The organism is Bartonella sp. AC10YNML (assembly GCF_042196825.1).
GTDB lineage: Bacteria > Pseudomonadota > Alphaproteobacteria > Rhizobiales > Rhizobiaceae > Bartonella.
Genome location: NZ_JBHIRA010000013.1, coordinates 24,854 through 39,482, shown reverse-complemented (window position 1 = coordinate 39,482; position 14,629 = coordinate 24,854). Strand labels below are relative to the sequence as shown.

General features: G+C 38.9%; 8 protein-coding genes and 1 pseudogene. 1 reads left to right on the top strand and 8 read right to left on the bottom strand.

Annotation, left to right across the window (positions count from 1 at the left end; genetic code table 11):
- Positions 1 to 904: 904 nt before the first annotated feature.
- On the top strand, positions 905 to 1,537 hold the full coding sequence (locus ACFINA_RS07220) for a hypothetical protein (RefSeq protein WP_375615325.1): 633 nt from the start codon (positions 905 to 907) through the stop codon (positions 1,535 to 1,537).
- Between the two features lie 172 nt (positions 1,538 to 1,709).
- On the opposite strand, the gene ACFINA_RS07215 is transcribed toward ACFINA_RS07220, so the two are convergent.
- The 8 genes and pseudogenes from ACFINA_RS07215 to ACFINA_RS07180 form a co-directional block, all read right to left on the bottom strand.
- Complete coding sequence (locus ACFINA_RS07215; protein ID WP_375615324.1) at positions 1,710 to 6,689, bottom strand: DEAD/DEAH box helicase; 4,980 nt, start codon at positions 6,687 to 6,689, stop codon at positions 1,710 to 1,712.
- 607 nt (positions 6,690 to 7,296) lie between these two features.
- The gene (locus ACFINA_RS07210) at positions 7,297 to 8,910 is read right to left on the bottom strand and encodes a YfjI family protein (protein WP_375615323.1); all 1,614 of its coding nucleotides are present in this window, start codon (positions 8,908 to 8,910) and stop codon (positions 7,297 to 7,299) included.
- Positions 8,907 to 9,791: a toprim domain-containing protein gene (locus ACFINA_RS07205; RefSeq protein ID WP_375615322.1), complete on the bottom strand. Its 885-nt coding sequence runs from the start codon at positions 9,789 to 9,791 to the stop codon at positions 8,907 to 8,909. Before ACFINA_RS07205 ends, ACFINA_RS07210 begins: the two co-directional genes overlap by 4 nt.
- Before the next feature lie 97 nt (positions 9,792 to 9,888).
- Positions 9,889 to 10,089, bottom strand: coding sequence for an AlpA family transcriptional regulator (locus tag ACFINA_RS07200; protein WP_007347430.1), 201 nt, complete (start codon positions 10,087 to 10,089; stop codon positions 9,889 to 9,891).
- Between the two features lie 208 nt (positions 10,090 to 10,297).
- A complete protein-coding gene (locus ACFINA_RS07195) occupies positions 10,298 to 11,464 on the bottom strand; it encodes a tyrosine-type recombinase/integrase (RefSeq protein ID WP_375615321.1) in 1,167 nt (388 codons plus the stop codon).
- Positions 11,465 to 11,637: 173 nt separating this feature from the next.
- Positions 11,638 to 12,942 (bottom strand): annotated as a pseudogene (locus ACFINA_RS07190) (portal protein); the annotation flags it as partial.
- Positions 12,927 to 14,255 (bottom strand): PBSX family phage terminase large subunit, encoded by a 1,329-nt coding sequence (locus tag ACFINA_RS07185; protein WP_375615320.1) that lies wholly within the window; start codon positions 14,253 to 14,255, stop codon positions 12,927 to 12,929. The pseudogene ACFINA_RS07190 and the gene ACFINA_RS07185, both read right to left, overlap by 16 nt.
- Positions 14,236 to 14,571, bottom strand: coding sequence for a hypothetical protein (locus tag ACFINA_RS07180; RefSeq protein ID WP_375615319.1), 336 nt, complete (start codon positions 14,569 to 14,571; stop codon positions 14,236 to 14,238). The genes ACFINA_RS07185 and ACFINA_RS07180 overlap by 20 nt, the downstream gene beginning before the upstream one ends.
- Between the last annotated feature and the right edge of the window lie 58 nt (positions 14,572 to 14,629).

The window sequence follows — 14,629 nt, the reverse complement described above, 5'->3', positions numbered from 1 at the left end:
CTTTCATTTGCATATGAGTATTCAAGTTTACTGTTTTTATGCATTCTCTATAGCTGTTATATACTTTATAGCCATGGCATCATTTTTCATTTTCATAAGAGAAATGATAAATAGGATAATTGTGATTTATAGACTGTTATGAAAACATCTCAATAGAAACTGATAATTATAGAGATTAGCAAAATCCCTTTTAATAGACCGTGTCAGTGTTGTCAGTTTTGTCAGTTCTTTTTAGACCCTCTATTATTTTTTTTAAATGCGTAAAAACTAAAAACATTATATTTCAATAGGTTAATTTCTTTAAAACACAACTCATATCAAGAATACAATCTTTAAAGATAACCAATGATATGAATTGATTAAAACCTGTCAGTTATGTGTCAGTAAATTGAACTGACAAAAGTGATCATTTGAGTGAGTCATTACAACGTGCTTTATGAAAATCATATGATCCTTTAAAGCTTTTCAAAAGATAGCTTGTAACTCATAAGAGATGCTATCAAGATCATTATAGTTATGAGTTTTGACGGGGTTTTGAGTTTTGAGGGTTGCTGCTATTATGTAAAAAAACGATAAAAATTAAAAACGTTATTTTTCAATAGGTTAATATTTTATAGACCTTAAAAAAACAACCTCTATTGATAATGCAATTTATAAATTCAACTAATAATATACGTTTTGAGGGGGTTTTGACGGTTTTTACACCTTCAAAACCTATAAGCAAAATGAATATATATAACCCTCTTTAAACAAAGCTTTTGAAAACAATAAAGTTATCATTTTAGATTACGGTATAACTTCTTAAAGGCAATCGAAAAAAAATATTTAAAAATTCAAATCGCATCTTTAATTTAAATTATAAATACATTATTAGACTTTTGACATTAATCAAAGGTTTATGATGATGAAGTTTTCTATTTTACTTTGTTTGTTAATACTCACAGCTTGTGGTCCTATAACACATTTGAATGGAATTGTTGATCCAAACTACAAGGGACGATTTCAAACGAAAAAGGTGGTCATAGGAGGTGTTGGCATGTCTATTTCTGAGCAAAAAGAACTTGAAGACACCTTTGAGAAATCTCTCGTTAAATACAATGTACAGATATTGAGAGGATTAGATCTTTTCCCTCCAACTCGTAATTATTCCTATAACGAGAAAGAGAAAATTATAACAAATAAAGGCGCAGATGCTCTCCTAATAGTTAGCGTTGATAATCGTGCTATATCACAGACGTATATCCCGCCAACATATCATCCAGGAACCTCTACAAGTTCTATTTCGAGATTTGGAAACTCTGTTACCATAGAAACTGAGACGACACCAAGTTATGTGACCGGTGGATATAATATTAGTAAGCCCGCCATAAGTGTTAGTGTTTACCTTATTCACAATACAAAAAACAAAGAAACCATATGGCTAGCAAAAGGCTATAGCGATGGAAATGCTTTTGCATCATTTTCTAATCTCATAGTAAGCGTTGCAGAAACAACTGTTGAGAAACTAGCCAAAGAGGGGCTTATCGTCCCAAAGTAGAGTTAGGAAAATAGCAGCATAATTACGAATTTTAGCCACAAGTTCGATGTTAATAAAGCTATCATTTTAAAGCTTATATGTAAGCAATGTATAAAGGGGGTATAGATTATGGTTATAAGCTCTATACCCCTTGTGAGATTAACATATCCATTATGTGAGCATGCTTTATAAGTTATTCAGTTTCTCTTATTTCCAATTTTGGTAAGTTTTTTACGATTTTCATTGTCTCTAAACTTACGGTAATAACCCTTTGAAACAATTCTAGAGGGTAGGCAGGGTTTCCAACGGTTTCAACAGCATAGCGATTAGCATCATTGACAATGCCACTCTTTTTATCAGTCTTAACACATTGACGCCCCATAACCCATTCAAGAGCAGGCTTGCCATTGACGATATACTCATAAGCTTCAAGAGGGATATCTGTTATGGTAATATTGCTATTGTAAATAACTGTTGATTTATCCTTTTCGGATTTTCCTTTCTCTTTAGCTGCTTTTGCAAATTTCATTTCAGTTACATAATAGAATTTTTCGGGATTAGAGATTTCTGTCTGTTTTGGATTACCCTTTTTAAAGGTCACGGGATACGGCTCTACATCTTCATAATTCACATGCAAATGACCCAATTCACGCCCTGCTGTTACAAATTTCCCAAAATCATCAGCACTCTTTACACATGGGATACGAGGTAATTCTTTGCATAAATTATCAGCATAACGAGAGCGATAATCTTCTGAATGAAGTAGACCGTAAACATAATAGAATAGATCATCTTTTGTTATGGTTTCATTAGGATAAGCGGCTTTAAAATATGCTAGTCCTTCATCCGTAATGGCATCACGTCTCTGTAAACCAGATGTTGTGTTTTTCTCTGTAGAATTTGTAAATAAATGGGATTGTTTCCCACTTTTACTTTTTGAAACCGTAGTGTCTTCGTAAATATAACGTGGAAAGCATTGACCTTTTTCTATTGCATCTAAACTAGGTAAGGCTTTATTCATCAATACAGAAAATCTTCTTGCTCCTACACCAGTAACTTGTATTACTTTATTCTCTGCTGCTTGCCCTATAGGGAATATCCACGGCATTTGGTAAACCATATCGTTGAAAATGCGATTATAATAGAGCCATTGCTGTATAAAAGGACGATATAAACTTTGCGTAAGATATGCATTTTTAAAATCAAAAAACTTACCTTTTGCCAACTCTTGTTTAAGTGCACGACTCCAACTAATTTTTCTTTCATCTGAATTTACAAAATCATTTACAGCATTAGTACGTATTTTACGGTCGGTGTGTGCATAAGTATTATTAAAACGTTCTACTTCGCTATTATAGAAGGCAATCATATTACTCATGTTTTTTGATAAAACACTACGGCTTGAGTTATATACCCATGCATCACGACTCGTCATAATACCACGAGAATAAGTTTCAAATAGCTTTTTATCATGCTCTTTTTTAACACCTAGAGCCAGGAATGTCTTGAAACTATCATCACGTTGATTGATCCAATCACCGTGCTTGTCTGGTGTAATTATTTTCCAACCGCTTTCACGCGTAACACCACTAATACTACCAAAGTATTCAAGAGTAGTAAGTTTTTCTTTTGTTGTGAGATTATCACCAATGTCGTGATAGTAAATTTTACAAGATCCAAAAGCATTGGGATTTTTTATAAATAAGGTCACGGCAATACCGGTCATACTACCATTGCCAAAAACATTTTCTCCTTCTTGAGAAGTCTCTTTATTCGTCATATTTTTGCGAATATCTCCTCGCAAATTGAGCACATAAATACTGCTAAATTCCTTAACAAAACACTTTCTTAAACTCGTCATAGAATTTGCATCTAAAAAACTTCCATTTGTGACAAAGCCGATTACCCCAGCATTATCAATACGGTCACTCGCCCAACGAATAGCGCGTATATAGCTATCATAAAGTGCTCGTATATTTGTTACTTTAGATTGAGCAGCATAGGTTTCACGAATGCGGTCATCTAATATCGGATAAGGTGTATTCTTTGCATTATCGTTTTCGCTTTTTTGTCCTACCGAATAAGGAGGATTGCCAACAATAACTTGGATATCTACTTCCTGCTGTTTTTTACACCGCTCTGAATTCTCAAACATATAGCGTGTAAAAAAATCTTTTTCTTCAAGCATCAAAAACGTATCAGTTAAACAAATTCCTTCAAAAGGTATATACTCTCCTTTCATAAGACTATGATAGGTCGATTCAATGTTAATCGCTGATATGTAATAGGCTAGCAAAACAATCTCATTGGCATGAATATCATGACGGAATTTATATTCCATATCCTCTGGTTTGATGAGTCCAGATTGTAAAAGCCGTGTGATAAAGGTTCCCGTTCCAGTGAAAGGATCAAGAATAGAGACACCTCGAGAACTTAAGCTTTGTCCAAACTCTTGCTCTAAAACATCATTGACGGAATGTAAGATAAAATCAACTATTTCAATAGGTGTATAAACAATCCCAAGTTTATCTGTTGTCTTTTTGAATGCTTTGGTAAAAAAATCTTCGTAAAGTTTGATAATAAGATTCTGTTTTGCTCGCGTCTCAATAATCTCCTCTGTATCATCCTTTATACTTTGATAAAACTTTTCAAGATCTTTGGCTTCGTCTTTGATATTCATCTTATCAAGTTCAGCTAAGATTTTTTCCATCGCTTGCGAGATGGCGTTTTTACTCACAAACTCATTTCCATCAAACAAGGATTCAAAAATAGGACGTGTCACAAGGTGTTGCGCCAACATCTCGAGTGCATCCTCTTGTTCGATACTGTCATTTAAACCGTTCTTTAATTCTTTATGAAAGGCATGAAAGGCGCGATAAGCTTCACTCTTTTTATCAGCGAGTATGCTTTTAAGACGAATAATATGATTTTGTGCAATTGCAGCCACATTGCCAGCCCAATTTCCCCACTGATTAGGCTCTCCACATTTTTTGACAATGATGGGCTTAATAGCACGCGATAATTCATCAACATAAAACTCGAATTCTTTTTGTCCTCCATATTTATAAGAGCTTTCACTTGCTACTGAACCAATATGAAGCCCAACACTTTCCGATTTTGCGTGGAAAGAGAGTTCGTCAACAACAGCGGTCATTGCTTGTAAAGCAGGGTCAAAAGTGACTCCTACAATCTCAAACACATGACGAACATTTTGGTCTAGCTCTAAGGCTTTTATTTTGTTTTTAAAGTTGTCATCATGAGCACGCAAAGCATTGAGAACTTGCCAGATGACATCATACTTCGTATTGTTTTCTAAAGCCTGTTGTGGTGGAATATTAAAGGGAATACCAACGGGTAAAATAATATAGCCTGTTGTTTTACCTTCTGCGCGACGCATCACGCGCCCCACCGCCTGTATCACATCTACATGACTTTTACGCGGGTGTAAAAACATAACCGCATCAAGAGCAGGGACATCGACTCCTTCAGAGAGACATCGGACATTGGTTAACACACGGCAGTTATTCTCATCTGTATCTTCTTTAAGCCAATCAAGTAATTTATTACGTTTTTTGCCATTAAAAGATCCATCAATGTGCTTAACATCAAAGATAAGAGAAGTCTTACTTTCGGGAACAAATTTATGATATTCATCAATGGCGTCATTGAATATTTCGCTAACTAATTGAGACGTATTGATATTTTTACAAAAAGCCAGAGAACGACGCATAGGTTTTATGTCATCTTCTTCCTTCTTTTCTATTTGGGAAAGTGCTTTGTAGCAGCCAATGATTTTAGTTGTATCATCAAGAATAAGTTCAGAATTTTTATCTTTAAGGCGTTTCTGAATCGTTGCGTTAATAATTGCTTCATCAACAGCCAAGACGATAACTTTATAGGGTGTTAAAAGTTTATCTTTTAGAGCTTTTGAAAAAGTATAAGTGTAAAGATTTTTTCCATAGAGCTCTTCATCATCCATGGACGCCAGAACAGCATCAGATGCGTCAGCCTTCTTTTTCAGCTTGTCGGTAAAGATCTTAGGGGTTGCCGTCATGTACAGACGTTTTTTACCCCGAATGATGCTGTTATCATGAACCTTGATAAATTCAGATTCACGCTTGTCTGTTCCTAATACAGCTCCAGTGGTACGGTGTGCTTCATCACAAATGATCAGATCAAATTCGGGTAAATCATACTTTTTTTGCGCATCGGAAATCACTTGGATTGAATGGTAAGTCGAAAAGACCACAGTCATCACATCAAAAGAAGTTTTATTGGCTTTACGCGCAAGCTCTTTGGCATCGGTCGTAGCCGGTAAAACAAGGTCTGATGCATCGAGACCAGCTTCATCATCATTTTTATTCTTACGACGCTTACCTACTTGCGTATCCGAACATACGGCAAAGGAACGCAAGGATACTTCTGTATCTTCTGTCCATTCACGAATTGTTTGAGAGATAAGAGCGAGAGAGGGCACCAGAAACAATACACGCTTGCCTTGACCTGCTATGGTTTCTGCTATCTTAAGGCTTGTAAAAGTCTTCCCCGTTCCACATGCCATAATGAGCTTGCCACGGTCTGCTTCTTTTAAACCTTCACAGACTTTCTCAAGGGCTTCTTTTTGATGATCTAAAAGCTTTTTCTTCGGTTTCTCTTTAAGAACAGCTTGTCCTTGTTCTTTATAAGCCCCCCAATCGATTTGACTGTTTTCTAAATCAAACAGATTAATCCGTTGAGGGCGGATTTCTTGCCCCTCACAAGTCAGTTCAACATTGTCACTCCAATCTGTTTCGGTGCTATCAATCAGAATACGACGGGTGAAGATCTTTTTGCCAGAAGCTGCTATAAAACTATCAATATCTTCTTTTTTAATTATGTGAGAGGCGTCATAGCATTTACATTGAATAGCCGCATAGCCTCCTTCATCACGGATTGTAGCGACCAGATCAATCCCAATATCCGTTCCATCTTCATCATGCTCCTTAGCCCATTCCAAATAAGTTTGAACCTTTTCATATTCTTGCTTTTGAAGAGGGTCTTCACTCAAATAAGCCATGACAAGGTTTTCAAACATGGTTCCTAATTCACGGGGTGATTTAGCTCGTTGACGATAATATTCCAACAGAGAGCGCAAAGTAACGTGTTTGTTATCATACTTAATAGATTGCAGCATATTGTAATAAAAATCCCTTGCCTTATGAGATGATCAATAACCATCAAAAGAATCAAAACGAATTCAATTAAATGCATTTAAGGCAAATAACGATAAAATGGGAAAAACTGCTAAAAAAAGCCGATATTTTTTTCAAAAGGGGTTTTAAAGGTTGTTTATCCACAGTCCATGACATGGAGTAGATCAGCAAAGTAGTGAAATCTGCTATTCGTTTCACGTATTCATCAAGACAAATGAACTATGTACATAAAATATCATAATGAGTATTTTGAAGTGTTTTACGAAGCACTAAAATGGTCTATTTTGTCAGTTCAATTTACTGACACATAACTGACAAGTTTTAATCAATTCACATCATTGGTTATCTTTAAAGACTGTACTCTTGATATGAGTTATGTTTTAAAGATATTAACCTATTGAAATATAATGTTTTTAATTTTTCTCATTTAAAAAAAATAATAGAGGGTCTAAAAGGAACTGACAGAACTGACAAAACTCTTCCTATAAGGTCACTCAGATTATTATCTTTGGAGAAAAATTCCTTGATAAGAATGCCATTAAAAAGAGTTTTGCCTCTTTGAGTAGAAAGTTTTTAAAAAAAGTTTCTTTATTGTTTTATGCTGCTGTTTTTGACTAAAGGATTCCATTCATAATAAGTGCTAGGGTGTCCACTTGTCTGATGTGTTATAAACTTTTTTCGAAGATGATTAGAACAGCATAAAAGCTCTAAAGCTTGCTTCACAGCTTCTTTGTCTTTTAAAGAACGCCAACAGCGTCTATAGATATCCCTTGTTGTAAAAACATCGGGTAAACAATCACAACGTTCGACAATTAATTTTGCCCCCTCTGTTGCTAAGCTATCCGCCGCCGCATAAAGCCTTTTGACATGACTTAACAAATATTTTTCCCAATACAAAGCTCTTTCAAGGGCATCTCTATTGATTTCAAAACGACCACCCTCAACCAGTTCAAAAATCAACGCAAGGGTTGGTATGGTTTGATTCATTTTCAAAAGATGTGCTTTTAAACTTGATGAGAAATGACCATTCTTTATTCTTTTCTGGAAATCTTCCCACCATTCACGAAACATTTCTTGGGCTTCGGCAGAAAAGCGTATGGTTATCGGATATTTTGGTGATCCTAATGGTTTATCATAAAGAGAACGAAAAACCCCTTGATAACTTTCCCATGCCTTTTGATTGGGAGGTCTATCAACCCATAACTGCTCTTGTCGTTCATCGGGATAGATCAGCATTTGAAACCGTTGCATAAGACCATCATCGTTTATTCCACGGTGCATGTCTTGAATAATGGGAATAATACGTGCAGGTTGAATACCCCCTATAATAGAGAGAGTTGCATTGGGAATATGAATGGTTCCACGTCCTATACGGTCATAGGTGTAAGACTTATTGCCATTAAAAGCGGTTAGATAGAAAGAACGGTCTGATTGATATTCCTTTCTTTCCAAATTGGCTAAAAAACCAGCCAGTTCATCACGCACCAACAAGAGACCACGGGGGGTTTCTTTTAAGAGTTCCCCAAGCTTTTCGACAGTCACATCATTGACGATAAGACGTCGTTTTATAGAACTATCATCTTCCTCACTTTCTTTGTGTTCAAGAGCTTGTGAAAGAAGAGCAAGGGCTTGTTCTTCATCTTGATCTTTGAGTGCTTTATAGGCTTGTTTTTTCTTTTCTCGTTTATCTAATTCATTAAGAATCTCTTTTGTTTCTTGCTGTTTTTTCTTCTTTACCCACTCTTGATGCCATTCATCTTGAAATTCATAAAGAGGTTCTAAAGCAGCGTCCATGGTACCTGTTTTCATGGTCGAAGGTTCCCCCACAATGGCACCCCAGAGATTAGGAACAATTTTCCAATTGGCATGTTGTTTTGGGGCAACCCGCACGCCATTACCAATCACAGCAGCCAAACCACAGAGAGCAGAGATAGCAATAAAATCGAGAGAAGATTGTTGACTATCAGCAACGTCATAAACATAGTCCATTAATGACATTGGCAGCTGTAATATTTTAAAAGGCTCGACGGGTAAGAGAGCCGTATTAATCGGTTGCAATTCCCCCCAACCATTTTGTTGCAATGCTTGCTTATAAGGAATGGCTTCTAAACAAGTCTTATCATTAAAAAAAACATTATCGTTATCATTGCATGAAACATTTTGATTGTTGGTATCGACAATATTGTTGTTATTCTCTCTCATTTATTTATACCTTTTAGTATCAAAACATCATTGAAATCTAGACCGTAGGGTGCTTGCATGATAAAGACCTTAAAGCCTTGTCTATAGGCACGTGCAGCGAGGGTAAAACCTGCTTTACGCCCCGCATCATCGCCATCCATTGCAATTGTCAGACGGGCTTTGGTTTTGGGTAAATTCACATGCATCATGCCATGGGTTGAAAGGGACGCCCATAAATCAACGGGCTCTGATAACAACCCAGACAGCAGAGCCAGACCGGTTTCAATGCCTTCACAAATGACCAGATGTTTTGGATTGTCTTGGCTTAAATGCACAGCACCACCCGTGACAGATCCCAACATAGCTTTGGCTGGTTTTTGATCTGTTTTGCAGCCATTGTCTTTTAAAAAGGTTCTATGAATGGCAAAGGAGCCAGCCCCCTTAACAAGAGCAACCAACGCGGGGAGTGTAACTCCAGAGGGGTGTGGACATTTGCTATGAAAACGTAAATCAGCAGGCAAATCACATGTGATCCCCCGCATGCGTAAATAGGTTTCTGCTAAAGTATTTTTGATTGGTTGGCTTTGTTGCCAAATTGCTTTTGCTCTCTCTGCTTTCTGTTTTGCTTGTTTGAGATCAGCACAAAACTGTTTTGAGAAAGAAAGCGTATGAGCATAAGCTTGTTTTCCAAGCAACCCAATTCTAATAAGCGCTTGTATGATCTCTCTAAAAGAGCAACCAGCATAACAATAGAGTAAAAGACGCCCATCATTTCCATTAGAAATAGATAAACTAGGCAGCCTATCATCATGAGCAGGGCAACGGGCTGTTCCATAACGCCCATGCCAAGTACCACGCAAGGCACGTGTGATACCTTGCGCATTCTTAAAAGAACACATCATTTTAAATCCTATAACATTGCGTCATAGGACGGATTGTGCTAGCTCTAGATTGATGAGTTTGAGAAAGCCTTGTCCGTCCTTACGTGACAAGGTTTTTTTATGCCACGTCGTTATAACGTTGCTGTTTCGCTTGTTCGATGACATTCAAAAGATCCGATTGTAACCAACGGGATAAAAAGCCAAATTTTAAAGGTTTTGGGAGAGAGCCATTGGTAACATGACGGCGGAATGTTGAGACACTCATATGAAGCAATTTTGCACTTTCACGGTCTGTTAAAAGAATATCATTTTCTGTCATTCTAAAATCCTTTCATAATAAAAAATAGAACCAAATCATGCCTATTTATTAAGCACACTTTGGTTCATTTTTGAAGGTATTTTATTTATAGAAAACAATATATTATCATATAATTTATCATGTGATAAATTATGAGTCTAATTGAGAGCGAATGAGAGAGAAGAGAGCTAAAGTTATCCACAGATTATGGGGTTATGCACCCCATATCTTAAGATTGACCAGTGACATAAGCCGCCCATTTATCCATATAGACACGGCGCTGTTCTAAATAGTCAGTACGACGATAGGCACGCTCTACTTGTCCTCCTACTGTATGACCTAGGATAGTTTCAGCAACCTCATAAGGGGCATCGGTTGTTTCGGCGAGCCAATCACGTAAACTAGAGCGAAAGCCATGGGGGCAGGCTTCAAGTTTATTTTTTCTCATATACGTAGCCATACACTTCTCACCAAGGGAACCCCGACCTGTTGCAGAAAAAAAGAATTCATTGCGAGAGAGCAGGCGCGCTTGTTTTAAAATATCTAATGCTTCTGTTGATAAGGGCACACGAAATTCTGTTGTAGCATCACGCCTTCCTTTCATATTCTCAGCAGGGATTGTCCATATATCCCCCTCAACTTGATCTTTATGAATATGACACAAAGGATTGGTACGAACCCCTGTAAGAATAAGCAAACGCAAAGCTAAATTCGTCATAGTTGTTTTTTCACAAAGTGTTTTATAAAAAGCCGGCACATCTTTCCAATCCATAGCTGGTCTATTAATAGTTTTATGAAGTTGTTTACCTAAAAGAGCACGTGCTTTTTCTGTTGCTTGTAAATCAACATCCAATCCTAATGCAGCCGCATGTTTGAGACACATATTGAGACGAATAAGAGCTCTATTAGCTGTTGCAGCTTTTGTATGCCAAATAGGGGCAAGCGTATTGCGTATCTCTATTTGCGTAATCTCAGAAACGGGCAGACAGCCTAATTTGGGGAGAATATGAAGTTGTAAAGGCGAAAACCAATCTCCATTTTTACCCTCTCCTTTTAATTCAGCTTTACGAGTTTCAAAAGTGTCTAAAGCAATATCTTTTAAATAATGGAGATTACTTATTGCCTCACGCTTTTGTTTATTGCGTTCTTTAATGGGGTCACGACCCTCACGTAAAACCGAACGCCACCCAGTTGCCAATTCACGGGCTTGTTTTAAAGAAACATCTCTCAAAGCACCCAATCCCATCTCACGACGGCGCCCATGAATGGTATAACGATAAATCCATTGAGCACCTCCATCTTTACGCTTATGAAGAAGCAAGCCGGCACCATCATTATATTTGCCAGCCCCCAATGTTGCGACAGATCTTGCATTAAGACGGTTCATAAGAGCCATTTTTTAATCCTTTCTTATACAAATTTGATCCACACACTCATCCCGCTTCTTATGTGCAAATGAGTGGTTTTGATTGATGCAACATAAACAGATTTGAAATGAGAGAATCTTACGTTATTCGGGACTCTCATTCACTATGAATAACGCTAGATTATCATTATAAATCAATATCTTGTCACTTGGTTAATCGCTTCCTTGGCTTCATTAAACAGTTGGAAAAAACCGGTTGGGAATTGCGCTACGGGTTTGGGCTGTATCTTACCACCTGCCAAAGCGCCATTTTTTAAAACCGTAATACTATCTACTCTGCTCCAACTCTTTACAGCTTCTCTCACATCTTCAAATGCGCCCCGCTCTGCCATTATCCCACCTTTGGATTGGCTGTTGAGGATATGCATTACTTGACTAAAATATTTATTTGCCCATCGTTGAGGGTCTTTTGTCGGTCTTACAACCCCATAAAATTGCCGTTCTATCTTGTCAAAATACCCCGTTATACACTCCCAACCCAATTGACCCGCTGGAACCAAAGGTTGATCAGGGGATTCAAGCAATTTTCTCCCTAAAAAAGCACGTTTTACGACCTTTTTATTGAAAGCTGCCCCTTGGATATCGGGCATCATGCACTGTAACTGCTTAAATTCCTCTTCACTATAATCACGCAATTCACCCGTTTCTAAATCAGGTGCCTTATAATATCGTTCGCTTTCAAACCAACGGCATTCAACGAGTGTGACCATCCGACGACCGTTTTCAACATCAATGCCCTTCTCATCATCGTAAGCTTCAAGATCATTATGATGAATGCCTTCATAGGCAACCCCATCACGCGCCCAATCAGCACTCAGCTCTGTCCAATGGGCTTTGGGAAACATCTGCTTGGCTACTTCCAAGGGCTTGCGGTCTACATACCACATGCGTTGTGCATCGGTTAAATTTGGTTGCACCGCTGCACTATCCCAAACCATTTTTAAAGGATCTAAACGCGTAATAACCGGTTCACCATCTATACTGTTCTCATAATCAAGCCGCGTATCGGTCCACCCCATGCCGCAGATGACAGCGTCTTGGAAAGCATCACTATCTGCATATTCAGCATGTGCCATGTCGCGAAACCATTCCGCTGCTCCTGTAAGCAATTCACTTGGCAATGCCTTGCCTATTTGACGGGGAATGAATTGCACCTCTCGTTTATTGTTACGCTCTGAACCCACAACGGCATTAACCAATGGTGCAATGCGATTAAACGTCATAACGGGGCGGCGTTGCTCTTTTAACGCCGCTAAATCAGCCTCATTCCACTGATCACCATTGTAAAATTGAAAATCCTCCCTTGCATGTTCACGCCATTTGTTCACATGCTCAACATCTTCTTTGTACCAATTCACAAGCTTGCGAAATAAGCCTTCTGTCGACAAATCTGATGCGTTATGTTCTTTTTCTAAATGCTCTTCATCATCCATCATTCTGCCATCCATGACGTGCTCTCATAAGTTTCTCTACCGCTATAAGCTGGTCTCTTCTGTTTCTGCATCGGCTGTTCATACCCCACACACATCAATCCAAAGGCATCTGCACCATGACTGGACCAATCATGCTCGGCGCCTAAACCAATATTACGCTTCTCATCCCATTTCTCATGATACCAATTCAGTGCTTTACGACCCGCTACGGTTGTCTCTTCATTAAACCAAACAGACGGCAAAATACGTCGCACCGCCTCTATACGCATCTTAACCGCCCCTGCTCCCTGATTGGGAACAACCTGTGTTTCAAAGCCCGCATCATTCAAAGCGCTCTCAAAACTCACATTGTGCACACGGTCTCTCGTCGCACCATCATGGGGTAACACCATCAACGCCTTCTCATAACCGTTTTGACGCAACCAGCCTACATGCTCTGATAGCGGTTGTCCCTGTGCTTCGTAATAATTAAGCACTCTGATCTCTCTGCCAACAAATTGCGCTATCCATATCGCCGTGGCATCTGCCTTGGCGCCTGTCCCCCCAATATCCCAAAAGGCGCGTATCTGCATTAAAGGATCACGCGCAACACGCCCTATCCGCCCCTCTTGCTCGGCTGCCAACATTTCCCTCTGATAATAAGCGCCTTGAACTGCTGTAAGATAAGCCCCCTCCCATATATGCTTATAGGTCTCGGGGCGGTTTCTCAGATCATCAAGCCGCGCTTCATTCAAGATCTTAGGAAACTTCGGATTGTCTGACCAATTGATCTCTACACGCTTAATGGCTTCATTGTCTGAAAAGCGAAACCGCTTCTCAACGGGGGCATTCTCTCGCAACGGGTTCCATGTGACCCATAACTCTGCTCGCCACCCCTCGCCTTCTTCACGCAACGTTGGAATAAGCGTCTGCCAAGCCGTCTCTGTCACGGGCTCTGCCTCATCAACCCAACAAAGCAAGATACGCCCCATCGATTTAATGCTCGCAATATTACGGTCCAGACCAGAAAACTGAAAGGCTATACGACCATCTATCGATTTAATCGACGACTCCCCAACCTTGTAATAGTCCTTTAAAAAGTCGTGCGCTTCAATGGCGCGCTTAATCTCCTCCAATGAACTCTCTGCTAGCGAATTCTGAAACTGACGTGCACAAAGAATGGTCCCCGATATCCCCTGCATACCAAATTGATAGCCTTTTAAAGCAGCCATCAAGGCAAATGATCTTGTCTTTCCAGACCCTCGTCCACCCCACGCCGCTCGTACCAAAGCGTCTCCTGTAAAAATAGGAATGAGTTTTGGTACAATCTTAATCTGTCTTGTCGTCATTCATTGTTAAAGGAGCAATTTCTACACGCCCTATGATCTTAATCGCGCCCCCATCTTCCCCCGTCACTTGCAAAGGCAACACCTTCCCAAGCAACGCTAAATAAGCAGCGGGGCATTCCATAGCCTGCTTTTCCAAATAAGAGATCAAACCATCCTTGCCAATTTTATTCCCAGCATTCTCAGCAGCCTTAACCACTGCTTCTTTTAAAATGCGCGTTACTTTATTTGGAACGCCTTTGACACGCCCTTGACCTGCCTTTGGTGGTATACGCTTTTTAATCGGTTGTGGAGCCTGTTCTGTATTTTCTGATGTCATAAAATACACCCTCCAGATAATAAAAAACCCCGCATTTGCGGGGATTTTGAACTGTACA

Excerpts from the sequence above, each read along its gene's own strand:
- ACFINA_RS07200 (WP_007347430.1), bottom strand. The coding sequence starts at position 10,089 with ATGACAGAAAATGATATTCTTTTAACAGACCGTGAAAGTGCAAAATTG.
- ACFINA_RS07205 (WP_375615322.1), bottom strand. The coding sequence starts at position 9,791 with ATGATGTGTTCTTTTAAGAATGCGCAAGGTATCACACGTGCCTTGCGT.
- ACFINA_RS07210 (WP_375615323.1), bottom strand. The coding sequence starts at position 8,910 with ATGAGAGAGAATAACAACAATATTGTCGATACCAACAATCAAAATGTT.
- ACFINA_RS07220 (WP_375615325.1), top strand. The coding sequence starts at position 905 with ATGAAGTTTTCTATTTTACTTTGTTTGTTAATACTCACAGCTTGTGGT.
- ACFINA_RS07195 (WP_375615321.1), bottom strand. The coding sequence starts at position 11,464 with ATGGCTCTTATGAACCGTCTTAATGCAAGATCTGTCGCAACATTGGGG.
- ACFINA_RS07185 (WP_375615320.1), bottom strand. The coding sequence starts at position 14,255 with ATGACGACAAGACAGATTAAGATTGTACCAAAACTCATTCCTATTTTT.
- ACFINA_RS07180 (WP_375615319.1), bottom strand. The coding sequence starts at position 14,571 with ATGACATCAGAAAATACAGAACAGGCTCCACAACCGATTAAAAAGCGT.
- ACFINA_RS07215 (WP_375615324.1), bottom strand. The coding sequence starts at position 6,689 with ATGCTGCAATCTATTAAGTATGATAACAAACACGTTACTTTGCGCTCT.